17 protein-coding genes are annotated in these 20,027 nt (G+C 60.2%); all 17 read right to left on the bottom strand.

The genetic code is table 11. The features are described from left to right. Positions 1–20: 20 nt before the first annotated feature. The 17 genes from ACOAP0_RS12975 to dksA all read right to left on the bottom strand — a co-directional run bounded on the left by ACOAP0_RS12975 (position 21) and on the right by dksA (position 19,761). The gene (locus tag ACOAP0_RS12975; RefSeq protein WP_498376736.1) at positions 21–806 is read right to left on the bottom strand and encodes a cell division protein FtsQ/DivIB; all 786 of its coding nucleotides are present in this window, start codon (positions 804–806) and stop codon (positions 21–23) included. Further along, positions 803–1,756, bottom strand: coding sequence for a D-alanine--D-alanine ligase (locus tag ACOAP0_RS12970; RefSeq protein WP_498376734.1), 954 nt, complete (start codon positions 1,754–1,756; stop codon positions 803–805). The genes ACOAP0_RS12975 and ACOAP0_RS12970 overlap by 4 nt, the downstream gene beginning before the upstream one ends. Further along, the gene (murC, locus tag ACOAP0_RS12965) at positions 1,753–3,189 is read right to left on the bottom strand and encodes a UDP-N-acetylmuramate--L-alanine ligase (RefSeq protein ID WP_498376733.1); all 1,437 of its coding nucleotides are present in this window, start codon (positions 3,187–3,189) and stop codon (positions 1,753–1,755) included. Before murC ends, ACOAP0_RS12970 begins: the two co-directional genes overlap by 4 nt. Then, positions 3,186–4,250: an undecaprenyldiphospho-muramoylpentapeptide beta-N-acetylglucosaminyltransferase gene (gene murG / locus ACOAP0_RS12960; RefSeq protein ID WP_498376732.1), complete on the bottom strand. Its 1,065-nt coding sequence runs from the start codon at positions 4,248–4,250 to the stop codon at positions 3,186–3,188. Before murG ends, murC begins: the two co-directional genes overlap by 4 nt. Further along, positions 4,247–5,488, bottom strand: coding sequence for a putative lipid II flippase FtsW (gene ftsW / locus ACOAP0_RS12955; RefSeq protein ID WP_498377781.1), 1,242 nt, complete (start codon positions 5,486–5,488; stop codon positions 4,247–4,249). The genes murG and ftsW overlap by 4 nt, the downstream gene beginning before the upstream one ends. A 5-nt stretch (positions 5,489–5,493) precedes the next feature. Next, positions 5,494–7,374 carry a UDP-N-acetylmuramoyl-L-alanine--D-glutamate ligase gene (murD, locus tag ACOAP0_RS12950; RefSeq protein WP_498376731.1) on the bottom strand — a complete coding sequence of 627 codons (1,881 nt, stop codon included), beginning with the start codon at positions 7,372–7,374 and terminating at the stop codon, positions 5,494–5,496. Further along, positions 7,371–8,549, bottom strand: a complete 1,179-nt coding sequence (gene mraY, locus ACOAP0_RS12945; protein ID WP_087496291.1) for a phospho-N-acetylmuramoyl-pentapeptide-transferase — start codon at positions 8,547–8,549, stop codon at positions 7,371–7,373. Before mraY ends, murD begins: the two co-directional genes overlap by 4 nt. 18 nt (positions 8,550–8,567) lie before the next feature. Then, positions 8,568–9,971, bottom strand: a complete 1,404-nt coding sequence (locus tag ACOAP0_RS12940) for a UDP-N-acetylmuramoyl-tripeptide--D-alanyl-D-alanine ligase (protein WP_498377780.1) — start codon at positions 9,969–9,971, stop codon at positions 8,568–8,570. Positions 9,972–9,976: 5 nt separating this feature from the next. Further along, positions 9,977–11,476: a UDP-N-acetylmuramoyl-L-alanyl-D-glutamate--2,6-diaminopimelate ligase gene (locus tag ACOAP0_RS12935; RefSeq protein WP_498376730.1), complete on the bottom strand. Its 1,500-nt coding sequence runs from the start codon at positions 11,474–11,476 to the stop codon at positions 9,977–9,979. Continuing rightward, positions 11,476–13,221: a peptidoglycan D,D-transpeptidase FtsI family protein gene (locus ACOAP0_RS12930; RefSeq protein ID WP_498376729.1), complete on the bottom strand. Its 1,746-nt coding sequence runs from the start codon at positions 13,219–13,221 to the stop codon at positions 11,476–11,478. Before ACOAP0_RS12930 ends, ACOAP0_RS12935 begins: the two co-directional genes overlap by 1 nt. Further along, complete coding sequence (gene ftsL, locus ACOAP0_RS12925; RefSeq protein WP_498376728.1) at positions 13,218–13,529, bottom strand: cell division protein FtsL; 312 nt, start codon at positions 13,527–13,529, stop codon at positions 13,218–13,220. The genes ACOAP0_RS12930 and ftsL overlap by 4 nt, the downstream gene beginning before the upstream one ends. Continuing rightward, entirely contained in the window at positions 13,526–14,461 is a 936-nt protein-coding gene (gene rsmH / locus ACOAP0_RS12920) for a 16S rRNA (cytosine(1402)-N(4))-methyltransferase RsmH (RefSeq protein WP_498376727.1), read from the bottom strand. Before rsmH ends, ftsL begins: the two co-directional genes overlap by 4 nt. A gap of 9 nt (positions 14,462–14,470) precedes the next feature. Then, positions 14,471–14,899 carry a division/cell wall cluster transcriptional repressor MraZ gene (mraZ, locus tag ACOAP0_RS12915; RefSeq protein WP_498376726.1) on the bottom strand — a complete coding sequence of 143 codons (429 nt, stop codon included), beginning with the start codon at positions 14,897–14,899 and terminating at the stop codon, positions 14,471–14,473. 259 nt (positions 14,900–15,158) lie between these two features. Further along, the gene (gene hslU, locus ACOAP0_RS12910) at positions 15,159–16,493 is read right to left on the bottom strand and encodes an ATP-dependent protease ATPase subunit HslU (protein ID WP_498376725.1); all 1,335 of its coding nucleotides are present in this window, start codon (positions 16,491–16,493) and stop codon (positions 15,159–15,161) included. A gap of 24 nt (positions 16,494–16,517) precedes the next feature. Then, positions 16,518–17,063: an ATP-dependent protease subunit HslV gene (gene hslV / locus ACOAP0_RS12905; RefSeq protein WP_498376724.1), complete on the bottom strand. Its 546-nt coding sequence runs from the start codon at positions 17,061–17,063 to the stop codon at positions 16,518–16,520. Between the two features lie 65 nt (positions 17,064–17,128). Further along, positions 17,129–18,907 carry an STAS domain-containing protein gene (locus tag ACOAP0_RS12900; protein ID WP_498376723.1) on the bottom strand — a complete coding sequence of 593 codons (1,779 nt, stop codon included), beginning with the start codon at positions 18,905–18,907 and terminating at the stop codon, positions 17,129–17,131. Between the two features lie 32 nt (positions 18,908–18,939). Continuing rightward, on the bottom strand, positions 18,940–19,761 hold the full coding sequence (gene dksA / locus ACOAP0_RS12895) for an RNA polymerase-binding protein DksA (RefSeq protein ID WP_498377779.1): 822 nt from the start codon (positions 19,759–19,761) through the stop codon (positions 18,940–18,942). Between the last annotated feature and the right edge of the window lie 266 nt (positions 19,762–20,027).

The following is a 20,027-nucleotide window of genomic DNA, read 5'->3' as shown; positions in this document are numbered from 1 at the left end:
TGTACCCTGCTTCGTTTCCGCTATTTCTTGGTGCTGTCCGCTGCCAGCGTGGTAACGCCGCGCAGCTTGACCGCGTATCCGTTGGCGTGCCGCAAGTCCGCCGATTCGACGGAGCCCGGCGCCCGTCCATAGCGTGTGGTGACCTGCGTCAGCGTTCTCAAAAACCGTTGAAGGCGCTCGGTGACTTCCTCTGGCGTTCCGCGCCCGAGCTCAATCACGGCGCCACCGTCCAGACGGGCGCGCCAGCTGCCACGACCTGACAAATCCAGTTGTTCCAGCGGCAGCTCTATGCCGGCAAACAAAGGGGTCAGCGTGCGGTACATGGCCAAGACGTCACCGCTCTGGCCGTCAGGCCCGCTAAGCTTGGGCAGCACGTCCTGTTCCACTTCGCCCACGTTGGCTTCAAACACTTCGCCATAGCTGTTGAGCAGGCGCAATTCCGGCTCCGCGCCCCAATAGGCCACTGCCACGTGCTCCTGCAAGTCCACCCGCAAGCGGTTCGGAAACTCGCGGCGCACCACCGCGTGGCGCACCCATGGCACCGCCTCGAAAGCGGAGCGCACCCGCGCCAGATCAACGGAGAAAAAAGTGCCATTCAAGCCGGGGGCCACATTGGCCCGCAACGTAAGCGGGCTGTTGTGGTTCATGTCGCCGGTTACCGTGATGCCCTGGATGGAAAACATCGGCAAACGCCCCAGCCAGCGGCCACCGGTCACCACTGCGAGAACGACAAAAGCCATGAACAGGAGCACAGCGGTCCCATTCATGAGCTTGACGTCCAGCGGAGTGGCGACAGTGGAATTCACGCGTCGGCCTTCCCATCTGTGGCGGTGCTTTGCAGCAGGCGCACACACAGTTCTTCGTAGCTGATACCGGCAGCACTGGCAGACATGGGCACCAGGGAGTGGCCGGTCATGCCCGGTGAGGTGTTGATTTCCAGCAAGTAGGGTGTGCGGGTCTTGGCATCAATCATGACGTCGGCCCGTGCCCAGCCGCGACAGCCCAGCACCTGGTAGGCCTTGCACACCAGCGCCTGGATGGCTTCCTCTTCGCCGGCAGGCAAGCCAGCGGGGACCAGGTATTGGGTGGTGTCGGTGAAGTACTTGTTCTGGTAGTCGTAGTTACCTTCGGGCGCCACGATGCGGATCACCGGCAGCGCCTCAGGCGCAGAGCTCGGGCCCCAAACAGGGCAGGTCACTTCATCACCCGCAATGAACTGCTCGCACAGCACATGGCTGTCGTGCTGCGAGGCCAGCGCATAGGCGGCATCGCACTGGTCCGCGCTCATCACCTTGGTGAATCCGATGGAAGAGCCTTCACGTGCGGGCTTCACGATCATGGGTGCGCCCAGCGCTGCGAACGCAGCCTGGGTTTCGGCGGCGCTTTTGACCTGCTGCCATGCAGGAGTGGACAAGCCTTCAAAGCGCCAGATGCGCTTGGTCATGACCTTGTCCATGGAGATGCTGGAGGCCATCACGCCGGAGCCGGTGTAAGGAATACCCAGCAATTCGAGTGCGCCCTGCACTGTGCCGTCTTCGCCGAAGCGACCGTGCAGCGCGATGAAGCAGCGATCAAAGCCTTCACGCTTGAGTTCATCCAGCGCACGCTCAGAGGGGTCGAAGGCATGGGCGTCCACGCCTTGCGAACGCAGTGCCTTGAGCACGCCACTTCCCGACATCAGTGACACCTCGCGCTCTGCCGAGGCACCGCCCATCAGCACAGCCACCTTCCCTAGATTCAGATTATTTTGACTCATAGCGCCCGTCCCTGCTGCGCGAGCAGCTCCTGATTTTGTAGCAATTCAACAATTTTTCCGGGCACGGCGCCAATCGATCCGGCACCCATGCACATCAGCACATCGCCATCGCGCGCGTTGTCGATGGCGGCTTGAGGCATGGCGGCGATGTCGTCCACAAACAGGGGCTCCACCTTGCCGCCAATGCGCAGGGCACGCGCGAGAGACCGGCCGTCTGCCGCCACGATGGGCGCTTCACCGGCGGCATACACCTCGGCCAGCAGCACCGCGTCGGCACCGGCACCAATGACTTTCACAAAATCTTCAAAGCAATCCCGTGTGCGGGTGTAGCGGTGCGGCTGGAAAGCCAGGACCAGACGCCGCCCGGGGAAGGCACCGCGTGCGGCTGCCAGCGTGGCGGCCATCTCGACGGGGTGGTGACCGTAGTCATCAATCACCGTGACCGTGCCACCCTGGGGTAAAGCGAGGTCTCCATAGCGCTGGAAGCGGCGTCCCACGCCCTTGAACTCGGCCAACGCCTTGACGACGGCCGCATCTGGAATGTTCAGCTCCACGGCTACTGCAATGGCCGACAGCGCGTTGAGCACGTTGTGCAGGCCGGGCAGGTTCAGCACCACCTCCATATCGGGCAGAACTACACCGTTGCGGCGTTGCACGGTGAAGTGCATCTGGCCGCCCACCGCACGCACATTCACAGCGCGCACTTCAGCGTCTTCGTTGAAGCCGTAGCTGGTGATCGGGCAGGTGACCTGCTCGCAGATGTCGCGCACCGCGGGGTCATCGGTGCAGAGAATCGCTGCGCCATAGAAAGGCATGCGGTGCAGGAAATCGACAAAGGCTTTCTTGAGCTTGCCGAAATCGTGCCCGTAGGTTTCCATGTGATCGGCGTCGATGTTGGTTACCACTGCCATCACGGGAAGGAGGTTCAGGAAGGACGCATCCGACTCATCGGCCTCGACCACGATGTGCTCGCCACTGCCCAGACGCGCATTCGCGCCTGCGCTGTTGAGGCGGCCACCGATCACAAAAGTAGGGTCCAGACCGGCCTCCGCCAACACGCTCGCCACCAGGCTGGTGGTCGTGGTTTTACCGTGGGTACCGGCGATTGCAATGCCCTGCTTCAAGCGCATGAGCTCTGCCAGCATCAACGCACGGGGCACGATGGGGATCTTCATCTCGCGGGCGCGGATGACTTCGGGATTGTCGGACTGCACCGCCGTGGAGGTGACCACGGCGTCCGCACCAGTCACGTTCTCTGCGGCGTGGCCCACGTAGGTCTTGATGCCCAAAGCGGCCAGGCGGCGGGTTGTGACGTTATCAGCCAAGTCGGAGCCCGAGATCTCGTAGCCGAGGTTGCTCAGCACTTCGGCAATGCCGGACATGCCGGATCCGCCCACGCCAACGAAATGAATGTGTTTGACTGCGTGCTTCATTTCGCAAGCTCCTCGCAGGCGCCCACCACGGCTTCGGTAGCGTGTAGTTGTTGCATCTTTTTGGCTCCCAGCGCCCGCTGCATCAGCGCGGGTCGCTCTGTTTTCAATAGCATCTCAGCCAGCGCTTCGGGGGTCAGAGTGGCTTGCGGCAAAAGCCAGCCACCGCCCTGATCGACCAGGAAGCGAGCATTGAAGGTCTGGTGGTCATCCACCGCAGCAGGAAACGGCACAAACGCCGCCGCAGCGCCCACGGCGGCCAGCTCGGTCACCGTGCTGGCACCGGCCCGGCAAATCACCAGATCGGCATCAGCAAACGCCTGCGCGGTGTTGTCGATGAATGGGGTGAGCGTGGCCTGGACGCCGGCATCGGCATAGTTGGCCCGCAACTCGTCAATCTGTTTTTCGCCGGCCTGGTGCGTCACCACGGGACGCTGGGCTTCAGGAATCAGCGCCAGGGCTTGGGGGACCACGGTGTTGAGTGCGCGGGCACCCAGGCTGCCACCCACCACCAGCACCTTGATCGGGCCGCTGCGGCCGGCAAAACGCACGTCCGGTGCAGGCAGATTCAAGAATTCAGCGCGCAAGGGGTTGCCCACCCACTCCGCCTTGGGCATGGCTTTCGGGAAGGCCGCAAACACGCGGTCCGCCACACCGGCCAGCACCTTGTTGGCCATGCCGGCTACCGAGTTCTGCTCATGCAGCACCAAAGGTTTGCCGCACAGCACGCCCATCATGCCGCCGGGGAATGTGATGTAGCCACCGAGGCCCACCAGCACGTCAGGTTTCACACGGCGCACCACTTGCAGGCTTTGCCAGAAGGCGCGCAATAGCTTGAACGGCAGAAGTGCCAATGTCTTGATGCCCTTGCCGCGCACGCCACCAAACTCCACCAGCTCCAGCGGAATGCCGCGGGTCGGCACGATGCGGCTTTCCATGCTGCCGGGAGCACCCAGCCAGTGCACGCGCCAGCCTTTGTCCCGCAGGGCTTGGGCCACGGCCAGCCCCGGGAAGATGTGCCCGCCCGTGCCGCCGGCCATGATCAATGCAGTCTTTTGCGTCATACACGGCCTCCGTGCATTAGTTGTCTGTTTTCATAGTCCACGCGCAGCACCACGGCGATGGCGACGAGATTGATCAGAATGGCGGAGCCGCCATAGCTCATGAGTGGCAGGGTCAGGCCTTTGGTGGGCAAGGCACCCAAATTCACGCCCATATTGATGAAGGCCTGAAAGCCCATCCACACGCCCACACCTTGGGCCACCAGACCGGCAAAGACGCGGTCCAGCGCAATGGCCTGGCGGCCGATGTGCATGATGCGACGGGTCATCCACAAGAACATCCCGATCACGGCGACCACCCCGACCAAGCCGAACTCTTCGCCGATCACGGCCAGCAAAAAATCGGTATGCGCTTCGGGCAGCCAGTGCAGTTTTTCCACACTCCCGCCCAGACCGACACCGAAGATCTCGCCGCGACCGATGGCAATCAGGGAGTGAGAGAGCTGGTAGCCCTTGCCCATGGAGTACTTTTCGTTCCATGGGTCCAGATACGCAAAAATGCGCTCACGGCGCCATTCCGAGAAGGCGATCATCAGCCCGAAAGCCACAACGATCACCGCCGCAATCAGGAAGAACATGCGGGCGTTCACGCCGCCCAAAAAGAGGATACCCATGGCGATCACGGCAATCACCATGAAGGCGCCCATGTCAGGCTCTGCCAACAGCAGCAAACCGATGACCGCGACTGCCACCGCCATGGGAGCCACGGCGCGGAAGAAGTGCTCTTTCACTTCCATCTTGCGGACCATGTAGTCAGACGCATAGAGCAGCACCGCGAACTTGGCGAGCTCGGAAGGCTGGAAGTTCATCACCCCCAGAGAGATCCAGCGCTTGGCGCCGTTCACACCGCGGCCCACGCCCAGCACCAGAATCAGCAGCACCAGGGAGACGACAAACAACCAGGGCGCAAGGCGCTCCCAGGTCTGGACTGGTACCTGGAAGGCAATCAATGCCGCCACAAAGGCCACCATCATGGACATGGCGTGACGGGTCACGAAATGGGTGTGGGAATAGAAGGTGAACTTGGGGTTGTCCGGCATCGCGATGGATGCGGAATACACCATCACCAGCCCCCAGAGCAGCAAAGCCACCGTGACCCAGACCAGTGGCTGGTCGAAACCCTTGACCTGCGCGGGAGTGATACTGGCAGAGAACGAGCCACGTCCGCCCAGACGCACAGGAAGGGCGCCGGCAGCCTCAGCTTCCTTGGGCGCAAACCAACCCGCGACGAAGTTGGGCATGAACTTCATGGAAGCTGCTCCAACTCAGTGCCATTGGACAGGGCCAGTTCTTTGACTGCGTCGCAGAACACCTGCGCGCGGTGCTCGTAGTTCTTGAACATGTCAAAGCTGGCACAGGCGGGGGACATGAGCACCGCGTCGCCCGCGTGGGCTTTGGCATTGGCCAGCGTGACGGCGGAAGCCATGCTGTCAGCATCCACCAAAGGAATGCCGGTCAGTTCCAGGGCTGCGCGGATCAGGGGGGCGTCCCGGCCGATCAGCACCACGGCGCGCACATAGCGCTCCACCGGGGCAGCCAAAGGCGCGAAGTCCTGACCTTTACCCTCACCGCCCAGAATGACGATGATGCGGCGGTCAGCGCCCAGGCCCTGCAACGCTGCCACGGTGGCGCCCACGTTCGTGCCCTTGCTATCGTCAAAAAACTCGACGTCATTGATGATGCCGACAGGCTCCACGCGATGCGGCTCACCGCGGTACTCGCGCAGACCGTACAAAATGGGGGCCAGCGCACAACCGGCGGAGGCGCACAGTGCCAAAGCTGCCAGGGCATTGCTGGCGTTGTGGCGCCCGCGGATGCGCAAGGCGTCCGCCGGCATCAGGCGCTGAATGTGGATCTCTTCCTCTTCATCCTTGCGGCGCTTGCGCGTTTCGTCTGCTTCCAGCGCACGCACCAGCCACACCATGCCGTTGACGTCTTCGATGCCGAAATCGCCTGGACGTTGGGGCATGTCGGTGCCGAAGGAAATGTAAGCGCGCTCTTGCGGCTTTTGCAGACGCACACGCACAGGCTCCGGACGCATGGCCATGACGGTGGCGTCTTCGCGGTTCAACACCATCATGCCGCGCTGGCCGAAGATGCGGGCCTTGGCCCCCGCGTAGGCTTGCATGCTGCCGTGCCAATCGAGGTGGTCTTGCGTCACATTGAGCACCACGGCAGCCGTAGGCTCGAAACTTCCTGCTGCATCCAGCTGGAAGCTGGAGAGCTCCAGCACCCAGACGTCGGGCAAGGTGTCTGCCTGCAAATGCTGCGTCAGCGTGTCCAACAGCGTGGGGCCGATGTTGCCGGCCACCGCAACGGTTTTGCCCGCATGGGCGATCAGTTGCCCGGTCAGCGAGGTGACCGTCGTCTTTCCGTTGGTGCCGGTAATTGCCAACACCGCGGGCTGGTAAGCACGCACAGTACGCAGCGCTTCCAAGGCCATGGAATACAAGCTCAACTCGCCGCCGACGCTGATGGAATGTGCGCCAGCAGCTCCTAAAACAGGAGCAATTTCTTCGGGACTCAAACCTGGGGACCGGTACACGGCGTTCAGGTCGCGCCCTTCCACCAAGGACGCAGCAAAAGGACCGGCTACAAATTGCACTTGGGGCAGCTCCTGCTGCAACACGGCCAACTGAGGCGGGGTTTCGCGGGTATCGGCCACCGTCACTTGCGCCGCACCCGTTAACACGCACCAACGGGCCATGGCCAGACCCGAGGCACCCAGTCCCAGAATCAACACCTTTTGACCGGCCAGCGGCGCAAAGACCTGCTCGGTTGCTGGCACTTCTTCTGCCACCGCTTCGTCTACGCTGACCTCCGCCACCGTCGATTCAGCCTCTGCAGCTTCTGTTTTTTCCGCCTCGGTTTCCGCGAAGATGCGGGCTACAAACTCAGCGGCCTCCTTGGCAGCGGTCAAGGTCGTGGGCAAGGCCTTGGGACCGGCGGAAGCTGGAACTGGAGGCAAGGACACCTGAGCGACCTCTTCAGCAGGCTGGCTTTCCACATCCACTGCAGGCACCACAGGCTGAACCTCTTGCGCCATAGAGGCGTGTTGCAGCACACCGGCGTCAACTGCCGGTGTCTGCTGGGGTTCAAGCGGGAGGTGCTGCTCGGGCGTGTTCATCGCAATTTCAGGGTAGACAGGCCGACCAGGCAGAGCAGCATGGTGATGATCCAGAAGCGGACCACAACCTGGGTCTCTTTCCAGCCGGACTTTTCGAAATGGTGGTGTAGCGGCGCCATCTTGAGCAAGCGGCGGCCTTCACCGAATTTCTTTTTGGTGTACTTGAACCAGGTGACCTGCAGCATGACCGACAGGGCCTCAGCCACAAAGATGCCCCCCATGATGGCCAACACGATTTCCTGGCGAACGATGACGGCAATAGTGCCTAACGCGCCACCCAATGCCAAGGCGCCGACGTCGCCCATGAAAACCTGCGCAGGATGGGTGTTGAACCACAAGAAAGCCAGGCCTGCTCCGGCCATGGCGGAGCAGAAAATCAACAACTCGCCGGAGCCGGGAATGTAGGGGAAGAACAGGTACTTGGAGAACACCGAGCTGCCTGTTACGTAAGCAAACACACCCAGCGCGGAACCCACCATTACCACCGGCATGATGGCCAGGCCGTCCAGGCCGTCAGTCAGGTTCACCGCATTGCTGGAACCCACAATGACCAGGTAGGTCATGACCACAAAGCCCAACACGCCCAGCGGATAGCTCACCTCTTTGATGAAGGGCAGCAACAGGCCGGCTTTGGGGGGCAGGTTCACATCAAAACCCGAGCGCACCCAATTGAAAAACAGCTCCAGCACCCGCAGGTTGGAGCTCTCGGAAATGCTGAACACCAGGTACAGAGCGGCCAGCAGGCCGATCAGGCTTTGCCAGAAATACTTTTCGCGGGAGCGCATGCCCTCAGGGTCTTTGTGCACCACCTTGCGCCAGTCGTCGGCCCAACCGATGGCGCCGAAGCCCAGGGTCACGATGAGCACGATCCAGACAAAACGGTTGGAAAGATCCGCCCACAGCAGCGTGGAGGTGGCAATGCACAAGAGGATGAGTACGCCACCCATGGTGGGCGTACCGCTCTTGGCCAAGTGAGTCTCCATGCCGTAACCACGGATGGGCTGGCCGATCTTCAGGGCGCGCAGACGACGGATCACGGCAGGGCCGGCAGCCAGACCGATCAACAGTGCGGTCAGCGCAGCCATCACGGCACGGAAAGTGAGGTACTGAAATACCCGGAACACGCCGAACTCGGGCGACAAACTTTGCAGCCATTGGGCCAGGCTCAGCAGCATGAAACTTCTCCAAACAATTTAGGCATGACCCGCCACCTCCTGCGCGATGCGGGCCGACAGGGCCTCCACCACACGTTCCATGCGCATGAAGCGCGAGCCTTTGACAAGCACACTGGCCACCGCAGGCGCCAAAGCCAAGGCAGCAGCATTCAGGTCGGCCACATCCTTGAAATGCCGGGCACCCGGCATCTCTTGCACCGCATGGGCACTGGAATCCCCCAGAGCCAACACATGCTCAATGCCTGCATCGCGCGCATAGCGACCCGCTTCTGCGTGGAAGGCGGGACCCTGCTCGCCTACTTCACCCATGTCACCCATCACCAACAAGCGCGGGCCAGGCAAATCTGCCAGCACATCGATGGCGGCGCGCATGGAATCCGGATTGGCGTTGTAGGTGTCATCCACCAAGGTGAAGTCCAGCGCACCTTGGCGCACCTGCATGGCGCGGCAGCGGCCCTTGACGGGCACAAAGGCCTCCAGCCCGCGTGCCACCGTGATAGCAGGCACGCCAGCGGCCAGAGCACAAGCCGCTGCGGCCAAGGAATTCTTCACGTTGTGGCGACCTGCAATGGCCAAGCGGTAGCGCAGCTCCCCTTGGGGCGTGCCGGCCACGACCTGCCAGGCACCATCCTGCCAGCTTGCGCTGCGCACCACGAAATCTGCGCCAGCGTCACCGCGGGCAAAGGTCGCTACAACACGGCCGGCAGACAGCTCGCGCCATAGAGGGGCGTAATCATCATCCGCAGGAAACACCGCGGTGCCTGTTTCAGGCAAAGAGGACAGCACGCTGCCGTTCTCACGTGCTACGGCTTCTATGGTGTGCATGAACTCCAGGTGCTCACGCTGCGCGTTATTCACCAGCGCGACTGTGGGTTGAGCCATGGCTGCGAGCACCGCGATTTCGCCGGGATGGTTCATACCCAGCTCAACCACAGCGATGCGATGCTGTGCCCGCATGCGCAAAAGCGTCAAAGGCACGCCGATGTCGTTGTTGAAGTTACCCACTGTTGCAAGCGCCGCGCCATCGGGCGCGTGCGCATGCAAGATGCTGGCAATCATTTGCGTGACGGTGGTTTTGCCATTGCTGCCGGTCACGGCAATCACTGGCAGATCGAATTGGGCGCGCCAACCAGTGGCCAATGTAGCCAAGGCCAGCTTGCTGTTGTTCACTTCGATACGCGGCAAGCCGGCGGGATAAGCGCTGGCCGTCAGACCTGCATGGCACAGCACGGCGGCAGCGCCTTTGGCGAAAGCTTCATGCAACATGTCGTTGGCATCGAAGCGCTCGCCCTGCAGTGCCACAAACAGGTCGCCAGGTTCAATCGTCCGGGTGTCGGTGTGTACGCGGTGAATGGACGTAGATCCATCGCCTGCCAACGTAGCGCCCGGTATCAACTTGAGCGCGTGAGACAGGGTCATCATGGCGCTCATCGCATGGTCTCCTTATTGGGACTGCGCAAAGCCAAGGCAGACCGGGCGTGAGTCATATCGGAGAACGGGTTCTTCACACCGGCAATTTCCTGGGTTTCTTCATGACCTTTGCCGGCCAGCAAAATGACGTCGCGGGCATCGGCGCTGCGGATGGCGTCGGCAATCGCCACGGCGCGATCGACCTGCACATCCACATGGGGGCACTCCACCATGCCCAAAAGAATTTGCGCCACGATGGCTTCAGGCTTTTCGCTGCGGGGGTTGTCGCTGGTCACTACTGCATGCTCCGACTGGGCAGCAGCCACCGCCCCCATCAGGGGACGCTTGGACGCATCGCGGTCACCACCGCAACCGAACACGCACCAGAGCTTTCCGCCACGGGCTTGGGCAACCGGCTGCAATGCGCGCAAAGCCTGCGCCAAAGCATCCGGCGTATGGGCATAGTCCACCGCCACTAGGGGAGCAGAATCTCCGCCTACACACTCCATACGACCGGGTACCGGCAACAGCGTTGCGCAGGATTGCACGGCAGACTGCAGGGGGATACCCACAGTGCGCATGGCTGCAATCACCCCCAACAAGTTGGACACGTTGTAGCTACCGATAACGTGCGACTGCAATCGGACAGACTCTCTGCCTTCCACCACATCGAACGCTAGGCCTTGGGCCGAATGAGTGACGCCACGGGCTACGAGACGTGCGTCACGCTGAACGCCAACAGTCCACACATCCAAGGAGGTGGACGCAAGCTCAGCGGCCAGTTCGGCGCCCTTGTCGTCATCCACATTCACCACCGCGGCCTTCAACCCGTCCCAGGAAAACAGCGCGCGCTTGGAGGCCCAGTAAGCCGCCATACTGCCGTGGTAATCCAGATGGTCCTGGGTGAAATTGGTAAAGATGGCGGTATGGATTACCGTGCCGGCCATGCGCAGTTCTTCGATGCCGATGGACGAAGCCTCCATCGCGCATGCCTTGAGCCCTTGCTCCGTGAAAGAACGCAGGGTCTTCTGCAAGAGAACCGGATCAGGCGTCGTGAAGCCTGTGGCCTTCAATGCAGGCGGGCGACCAACGCCCAGCGTGCCGATGACGCCACACGGCATAGCCTCTTTGCCCCCCACTTGGCCCAGTGCCTGTGCCAACCACCAGGCAGTGCTGGTTTTTCCGTTGGTGCCGGTCACCGACATCACGGCCAAATCGCGGGAAGGCATGCCGTAAAACGCTGCTGCTATCGGCCCAGAACCGGCCTTGAGTCCGGAGTAAAAGCCCGTGCGATCGGGATCCAATTCGAAGGCCTCTGCACCCGACTGCTCCGCGAGGCAGGCGAGAGCGCCTTTCGCCAGTGCGGGCGCAACAAAGCGCCGTGGATCGGTCGCGGCACCCGGCCATGCAATGAATGCATCCACGCTGGTCGCTTCGCGACTGTCTGTCGTGAGGCCCTGAACGCCGCGGGAACGCAGCCATTCCACGGCCTGCGCGGGGGTGGTGAAGGTGGCCATCAGAAGCTCTCCTCCACCGCATCCGCGACGATATGCGGCTGCACAGCCATGTCAGGCTGAACCCCCAACATGCGCAAGGTTTGCTGCACGGTCTCACTGAATACAGGCGCGGCTACTTCACCGCCGTAGTATTTGCCGGCACTGGGCTCATCGAGCATGACGCCCACAATGATGCGCGGTTGCTCGATGGGCGCCATGCCCACAAACCAGCTGCGGTACTTGCGGTTTCCGTCGCTCCCGTAGCCCTTGCCGATTTGCTTGTAGGCGGTTCCCGACTTTCCACCCACCGAGTAACCGATGGTCTGAGCCTTGGGTGCCGTGCCGCCCGGTCCAGCAGCCATTTTCAGCATATGGCGGACTTTGGCCGCGGTCTGCTCGGAGAACACCGGAACGCCGACCGCAGGCTGGCTGGTTTTCAGCAAAGTGGCAGGAATGATCTGGCCATCATGGGAAAAGACGGTGTACGAACGCACCATCTGAAACAACGAAGCAGACATGCCGTAGCCATATGAAATGGTGGCCTGTTCTATGGGGCGCCAGGACTTGTAGGGACGCAGCCGCCCTGACACTGCGCCGGGAAACTCGATCTGCGGCTTCTGACCGAAACCCGCCTGCGAGAAGGTTTGCCACATCTCACTGGCCGGCATCTGCATAGCCAGCTTGGTGGTGCCCACGTTGCTGGAGACCTGAATGACTTGCTCCACCGTCAAGGCGCCGTGCGGGTGGGAATCGCGGATGGTGGCGCCGGTGATGGTGACCGAGCCTGGAGCAGTATCGATCACGGTAGTCGGCTTGGCGCGACCAGACTCCAGCGCAAGACCGACGGTGAACGGCTTCATGACCGAACCAGGCTCGAACGTGTCGGTCAATGCACGGTTACGCAACTGCTCACCGGTGAGGTTGTGGCGTTTGTCCGGCACGTAGCTGGGGTAGTTGGCAAGCGCCAGCACTTCGCCAGTGATGGCATCCAGTACCACCACGCTGCCGGCTTTGGCTTTGTTGGTGACTACCGCGTCACGCAGCTTCTGGTACGCGAAGAACTGCACCTTGCTGTCAATGCTGAGCTGCAGGTCCCGGCCCGGGACGGGAGGAACCATTTCTCCCACATCTTCCACGGCGCGACCCAGCCGGTCCTTGATCACATGGCGCATGCCCGGACGTCCGAGCAGCTCCTTGTTGAACATCAACTCCACGCCTTCCTGACCGTTGTCTTCGACGTTGGTAAAGCCCACGATGTGCGCAGCAGCCTCGCCTTCCGGATACTGGCGCTTGTATTCCTTGCGCTGATAGATGCCTTTGATATTCAGCTCGGCAATCTTCTTGGCAATATCTGCATTGACCTGGCGCTTGATCCAGACGAACGACTTGTCCTCGTCCTGCAGCTTCTTTGCGATGTCGGCTGCCGGCATATCCAGTAGCTTGGCCAATTGGGCCAGCTGACCCTTTTCCAGATCCACGTCTTCAGGGATGGCCCAAATGCTGGGGGCCGGAACACTGGAACCGAGAATCAAGCCATTGCGGTCCAGGATGCGCCCACGATCCGCCGGCAAATCAATCGTGCGCGCGAAGCGCACTTCGCCCTGGCGTTGAAAGAAGTCATTGGCATACACCTGGATGTAGGCGGCACGCGCCACCAAACCTGTAAACCCGAGTGCAATCGCACCCACTACAAACTTGCTGCGCCATACCGGAGTGCGGCTGGCCAACAAGGGGCTGGAGGTGTACTGAATGCCTCGGCGTGTCACTGGACACCTTTCTTTGCCGCTGAGGCGCCAGCTTGGGGCACAGGCGCGCTGTAGGTGACATAGCTGGTGATCGCGGGCGTCACTTGGCGCATCTGCAGTTTTTCACGCGCGAGCTGCTCCACGCGGGCGGATGTCGCTTGTTCGCGCTTGGCAACCTGAAGGCGACCGAACTCGGTTTCCAGACGACGGGAATCTGCACGGGCCTTGTCCAGCTCAGTAAACACACGGCGCGACTCGTACTGAATCCCCACCAGATACAGCGCACTGAAAACCACCGCCACCAACAGCACCAGGTTGATGCGCATCATGCCGGCATCCTTTGCGCCACACGCAGAATCGCACTGCGTGAGCGAGGGTTGGCAGCCACTTCTTCTGCACTCGGCTTGATCCGTCCCAAGGCCTTGAGCTTCATGACCTTGGGAGCCGCAAAGGGCGCGCGGCGGTCGTACTCTTCCTTGGAGTGCTTGGCGATGAATTGCTTGACGATACGGTCTTCCAACGAATGGAAGCTGATCACAGCCAGACGTCCGCCGGGCTGGAGGACTTCCAGACTGGCGTCTAGCGCCTGTTGCAACTCCTCAAGCTCGGCGTTGATGAAAATCCGAAAAGCCTGAAATGTGCGCGTTGCAGGGTTCTGGCCCGGCTCGCGGGTTTTGACCGTGTCAGCCACGAGTTGGGCCAACTCGGAGGTGGTTGAAATTGGGCCCCGTTCCTGTCGGCGAGCAACAATCGCCTTTGCAATTGACCCAGCAAACCGTTCTTCACCATATTCACGTATCACCTCCGCGATTTGATTGATCTCGGCTGTTTCCAGCCACTGGGCCACACTCTCACCGCGCGTGGTGTCCATGCGCATATCCAAAGGGCCTTCGAAGCGGAAGCTGAAGCCCCGCTCCGGGCTATCGATCTGGGGGGAACTGACACCTAGGTCCATCAGCACGCCACCCACACTGCCGGACGGCAAGACGCCGAGGTTAGAGAAACCTTCGTGGCGAATGGAAAAGCGGGGATCCGTAATGAGCGCTGCCTGGGCCACAGCCTCAGGATCGCGGTCAAAGGCGATCAGCCGGCCGGAAGCATCCAAGCGCGAGAGAATGCTGCGAGAGTGGCCGCCCCGGCCGAAAGTCGCATCCACGTAGGTGGCTAGCGAAGCTGCGTCAAAGGGGGTGCCGCCATCACTGAACAAGGCATCTACCGCTTCGTTCAACAATACGGTGGTATGGGTCCGAGGAGCTTCCACCGTGTGGCCTTAAAAAGAGAAATCCTTGAAGACGTCGGGCATTTCACCCTGCATGGCCTTCGCTTCTTGTTCGTCGTACGTGGCCTTGTCCCATAGCTCAAAGTGGTTGCCCATGCCCAGCAGCATGGTGTCTTTGGCGATGCCGGCAGACTCACGCAACTCCGGTGAAATCAGCACACGGCCGGTGCCATCCATCTCCACGTCCATGGCATTGCCCAGAAAAATCCGTTTCCACCACTGGGCGGACATGGGCAGAGCCGCAATCCGTTCACGGAACTTTTCCCATTCAGGCCGCGGGAACACCATCAAACAGCCGTGGGGATGTTTGGTGATCGTGATCTGTCCGGCAGCCGTCGCACTCAAGACGTCACGATGCCGTGTCGGCACCGACAGGCGACCCTTGGCATCAAGACTGAGAGACGAAGCCCCTTGGAACACGAAAAAACACCTTTTTGCTGCAGCAGTGTCGAAACAGCAATTTCGCGGCACTTTTCACCACTAAATTGCACTTTTTTGCACTGTATCAGCAAAACACGCGTTCGCAATAGGGCCTGCGCGAAAATTTTCCAATGAAATCAAGGACTTAGACGCGTTTTCGAAGGCTTACCAAGCTTAAAAACCGTTCTAAATTAAGCACTTAGCAGAGGCTCTGAAAGTGATGCTTGAAGCAACAACCGTTTATCCGGTCCATGCCTTCCTAAAGGATGAATCGTGACAAATCTTCGTCTTGACTCAGGGCTGCCAAACGCTGGTCGACATAGGCTGCGTCTATATGAACCGTTTGCCCGGCCAATGAAGTGGCGTCAAAGCTCACCTCATCGAGCAGGCGCTCCATGACGGTGGACAAGCGGCGGGCTCCAATATTCTCCGTACGCTCGTTCACATCGAAGGCGATCTGGGCCAAGCGGGTAATGCCGTCATCGGTGAAATGCAGTTGCACGCTTTCTGTCGCCAATAGCGCCTGGTATTGCTTGATCAGGGACGCATGGGTTTGGGTCAGGATGGCCTCGAAGTCTTGAACCGAGAGCGACTGCAACTCCACCCGAATGGGAAAGCGCCCTTGAAGCTCAGGAATCAGATCGCTGGGCTTGCTCAGATGGAACGCTCCGGATGCCACAAAGAGAATGTGATCCGTCTTTACCATTCCGTACTTCGTGGACACCGTGGTGCCCTCCACCAGAGGCAATAGGTCCCGCTGAACACCCTGACGGGAAACCTCTGCGCCACTGCCTTCACTGCGCGAGGTGACCTTGTCGATCTCGTCAATAAAGACAATGCCGTTTTGCTCAAGCATTTGGATGGCCTGAGTCTTGACGTTTTCCTCATTGACCAACTTGGCAGCTTCTTCATCGGCGAGCAGCTTGGCGGCATCCTCAATACGGAGCTTGCGGGTTTGCTTCTTGCCCTGCCCCATTTGACCGAACAAACCGCGAATCTGTTCGGTCATCTCCTCCATTCCGGCTGGCCCCATCACGTCCAGGCTGGGCGCGGGCGCAGCCACTTCCAACTCTATCTCGCGGTCTGCTAACTGACCCTCACGCAGCTTCTTGCGAAAAGCCTGGCGTGTAGCATTTTCTGGAGTCTCAGCCGCAGAGAGAGAACCGAAGTCTGCCCGCGGCGTTGGAATCAGGATATCCAGAATTCGGTCTTCCGCTGCATCTTCTGCCCGCGCGCGTACCTTGGCTTTTTCTGACTCGCGCGTCTGTTTGACTGCAATCTCTGCAAGATCGCGAATGATGGCGTCTACGTCCTTGCCCACGTAGCCGACTTCGGTGAACTTCGTCGCTTCCACCTTGATGAAGGGTGCGTCGGCCAAACGGGCCAAGCGTCTGGCAATCTCGGTCTTACCCACGCCAGTAGGACCAATCATCAGAATGTTTTTGGGCGTGATTTCCGTGCGGAGAGTGCCCTCCACCATCTGCCTGCGCCACCGGTTACGTAACGCAATGGCAACAGCGCGCTTGGCTTGCGCCTGCCCGACAATGTGTTTATCCAATTCGGCAACAATGCCTTGAGGCGTAAGTGTTTGCATAAAAATAGAAAGCGGCAACCCTGCTTAGAGGGTTTCAATGGTGTGGTTCATGTTCGTGTAAATGCACAACTCGCCGGCGATTTCCAGCGAGCGTTTCACGATGTCCGCAGCAGATAGATCGGAATGGTTGAGCAACGCCACTGCCGCTGCTTGCGCATAGGCCCCACCGGAACCAATCGTCACAATCCCGTTTTCAGGCTCCAGCACATCCCCGTTGCCGGTGATGATGAGTGATGCATCTTTGTCTGCCACCGCCAGCATCGCCTCCAGCTTGCGCAAGACGCGGTCAGTGCGCCAATCCTTGGTGAGCTCAATGGCCGCACGCACCAAGTGCCCTTGGTGCTTTTCAAGCTTGGCTTCAAAACGTTCAAACAAGGTGAATGCGTCAGCCGTGGCACCCGCAAATCCCGCCAAGACCTTGCCGTGGTAGAGCTTGCGTACTTTACGGGCCGTACCCTTGATCACAATGTTGCCAAGCGTCACTTGCCCGTCGCCACCGATGGCCACTTGCATACCGGTTGGGGTCTGACGACGCACACTGATGATGGTCGTTCCGTGAAATTGTTCCATGGCGGATAAATGAGGATGGTTGCAAGAAAAGCAAGCCGGGCACTCGCCGGCTTGCTGCGTTCGCCTTAGAGCGAACGGGGAATAACGCGTGCGTGCTCGCTGATGCCGATCACGTTGAAGAACGCGGCTACAAGCCGGTGTACATCCTGGAATTGCACCATGCAGCCCTCGGCTTGGCGCATGGCAACCCAATTGAGAATGCTGCCGGCAGCAGAAAAATCGACCCGCACAAGGTAGCGGCAGGACACGGCAATGCTGTTGGACGCATCACGCGCGCCATCGATGCCTGCCAGAACGGTCATGGCATCCCCGACCACCTCCCCACGGAGCTCCTGGCTGGTAATCGTTACCGAATCCAGCCCCATAGGCACGGTGGCAATAAAGTCCGCCGTGGACCGTGCAACGGAAGGTCCGGACCATGCTGCGTAATCACACTTGGCCGGCTCCCATGCTGGCGGCGAAACTTCATACGTCACACAGTAATCCAGCGCCACCAACTCAAACTCGTCGAGCAATTGCAAGGCACGCAAAGCGTTAAGGCGCACCGTCCACCACACGGAATCCACCGACCTGTCGCCGGAGGGGGTCAGGTTGCGCAAGGCTTGCAAAAGCATATCCGCGCCAGCAAAACGCAAGGACACCGGCTCATCACACAAGCTTGCAAACAGCCCTGAAAGCAGGGGCATGGCTTCAGGCTCGATGCGTTGCAGTCGGCCCCACGCCAATGTCCACGGCATGGGATTGCTGGACAGCACCATGCGCAAGGACTCCATGCCGTCGACCGTCAGGGTCGCCGGGCAGTCCCACATGGCCGCCTCAGTTCCGAACTCGCCTTCCACAGGCTCAGGGACAAACGGGGCCGCAGCGGTCGTATCCATACCGTGGTTGGAATCGAGCTGCAACACTTCCCACCCGGGCACCCGGCCGTTCCAAAGATGCGCGTATTCCACGGTGGCCCAATCAAACCGGTCGCGATTCTGCGTGGCGCGGTACAGATCCATGAGCGCGGCGGCCCAATTGAAGGCGACCTCTGCTTCCGGATGACCTCTCCCTAGCGCCTGAATCAGACCGGCTTCAGCACCTGCGTCGTCTCCATTGGCAAAGCGAATGGCCGCCTCCTCCAACTCGGGGTCCGTGGCCATATCTGCCACATCCATGGCAAAAAGCTTGGAAGTGGAAAAGCTCAATTCAGAAGGATCTGCCGTGATGTGGGTAACGGGCCCCTTCACCACCGGCGCCAAAGGAACATGGGAGGACATGGGCGGCATGCCAGAGCCCATCTCCGTCGGTGCATATTCGGTGGAGGGCGCCGGATCTCGGACGGTGTTCAATACCCTCAAACCAGTGGATTCTGTCGACTCAAATACAGAAGGAATTGAAATCGGTGCATCCACGGACGGTTGCGATCCAGGGCTGGGAGCTGCCGGGAGGGAAGGCGGGATGCTTTGTGGTGCTGTCGGTCCCGCTCCATGCATGGCGGCAGCCTCTTGCTTGCCTTTCCACCACTGCTTGGACATCTGGGCTTCGATTTCATCAATCTTCTTCAACGTCACCGCACGACCATCAGGATCAGTAGGAATACTGCTCTGGAAGAATGACGGACGAGCCAGATTGGCTGCTGCAGATGGATCGCGATTGCGCAGCTTGCGCAATTGATCGAACTCTCGCTTGCGGACGAAGTCGTTTTGCCGCTTGCGCTCAATCATGGCCTTCAAGGCCTGTTTGTCGTAACTGCTATCCGGCTCGGTTTCCGTGCGCGATAACTCCGACCAGTCTTTGGTCGGATTGCGAACGAACATCGCCACCTTGGAAAGTAAGCCCGGTCGTTCGTCTTTGGTTGACATATCGGATACGGATGTGCGCAGCGATCGGGACTTCAGTCCCCGAACATCTTCTGCTTGAGCTCACGGCGCTGCTGCGCCTCCAGCGACAAGGTCGCCGTGGGACGCGCCAAAAGGCGACCCACACCGATGGGCTCACCGGTTTCATCGCAATAACCGTAATCGCCAGCATCAATGCGCGCAATCGATTGTTCGATCTTCTTCAGCAACTTACGCTCACGGTCACGCGTGCGCAACTCCAAAGCATGCTCTTCTTCAATGGTGGCGCGGTCTGCAGGATCGGGCACTACGGAAGTATCTTCACGCAGGTGTTCAGTGGTTTCACCGGCGCTGGTCAGGATGTCGCGCTTGAGGTTGGAGAGCTTCAGGCGGAAATACGCAAGTTGCACCTCATTCATGTATTCCGAGTCGGGCATCGCCAACAACTCGGCATCCGACAGTTCGGCAACCGTTTTGCTTTTCCAGTTATTGGCTAATTTGGCGTCTTTTTTCACAATGGCAGGTATCACGGGAGCAATGACTGGAGCAGACATGGTTTGGTTATAACTGGCTTTTGCAGCTGTGGAAGCCACAGTTTGCGCCATCGACGGGACCGTCAACTGGGCCAGGCGGGATGAGGGCCTTCCTGCTTTGGCAGGAACTGACGGCACGGCAACAACAGCGGGCACGGCGCGCACTGGGGTTGCAGGTGCTTCCTTGACCACCTCAAGTGGCTTCGCGACCGCTTTGGTTGCGGCCGCTTTGATTTTACTTGCCGCCGCGACTGGAGCTTTTTCCACTGCTTTAGTTGTGGACTTGGCCGCTGCAGGAGCGGTTTTGGCGGGCGCTTTGGCAGCGGCTTTGGTAGGAGTTTTCACAGGTGCAGAAACCACGGTTTTGACAGCGGCTTTGCTGCTCGATTTGGTAGCGACAGGAGCTTTTGCAGCTGCTTTTGCAGCTGGTTTGGCAGGGGTTTTGGCTGCAGCAGCCTTGGTGGCAGCTTTGGCAGTGACAGCCTTTTTCGCAACAGGTTTTGCTTTGCTGGGGGCTGGTTTCACCTTGCTATCTTTCCCGGATTTCGCGTTCACTTCTTGTCTCCTGGCAGGTTCGGCCTGCGCATGGTCGCTGGTGGCTGCAGTCGCTT

The sequence above is a fragment of the Curvibacter sp. Hmag1.1 genome (assembly GCF_059769165.1).
The sequence above is the reverse complement of the archived record's forward strand: the minus strand, read 5'-3'. Positions and strand labels throughout refer to the sequence as shown.

Coding starts and splice junctions, on each gene's coding strand:
- ACOAP0_RS12970 (WP_498376734.1), bottom strand. CDS start 1,756: ATGAGTCAAAATAATCTGAATCTAGGGAAGGTGGCTGTGCTGATGGGC.
- murC (WP_498376733.1), bottom strand. CDS start 3,189: ATGAAGCACGCAGTCAAACACATTCATTTCGTTGGCGTGGGCGGATCC.
- murG (WP_498376732.1), bottom strand. CDS start 4,250: ATGACGCAAAAGACTGCATTGATCATGGCCGGCGGCACGGGCGGGCAC.
- ftsW (WP_498377781.1), bottom strand. CDS start 5,488: ATGCCCAACTTCGTCGCGGGTTGGTTTGCGCCCAAGGAAGCTGAGGCT.
- murD (WP_498376731.1), bottom strand. CDS start 7,374: ATGAACACGCCCGAGCAGCACCTCCCGCTTGAACCCCAGCAGACACCG.
- mraY (WP_087496291.1), bottom strand. CDS start 8,549: ATGCTGCTGAGCCTGGCCCAATGGCTGCAAAGTTTGTCGCCCGAGTTC.
- ACOAP0_RS12940 (WP_498377780.1), bottom strand. CDS start 9,971: ATGATGACCCTGTCTCACGCGCTCAAGTTGATACCGGGCGCTACGTTG.
- ACOAP0_RS12935 (WP_498376730.1), bottom strand. CDS start 11,476: ATGGCCACCTTCACCACCCCCGCGCAGGCCGTGGAATGGCTGCGTTCC.
- ftsL (WP_498376728.1), bottom strand. CDS start 13,529: ATGATGCGCATCAACCTGGTGCTGTTGGTGGCGGTGGTTTTCAGTGCG.
- hslU (WP_498376725.1), bottom strand. CDS start 16,493: ATGCAAACACTTACGCCTCAAGGCATTGTTGCCGAATTGGATAAACAC.
- hslV (WP_498376724.1), bottom strand. CDS start 17,063: ATGGAACAATTTCACGGAACGACCATCATCAGTGTGCGTCGTCAGACC.
- ACOAP0_RS12900 (WP_498376723.1), bottom strand. CDS start 18,907: ATGTCAACCAAAGACGAACGACCGGGCTTACTTTCCAAGGTGGCGATG.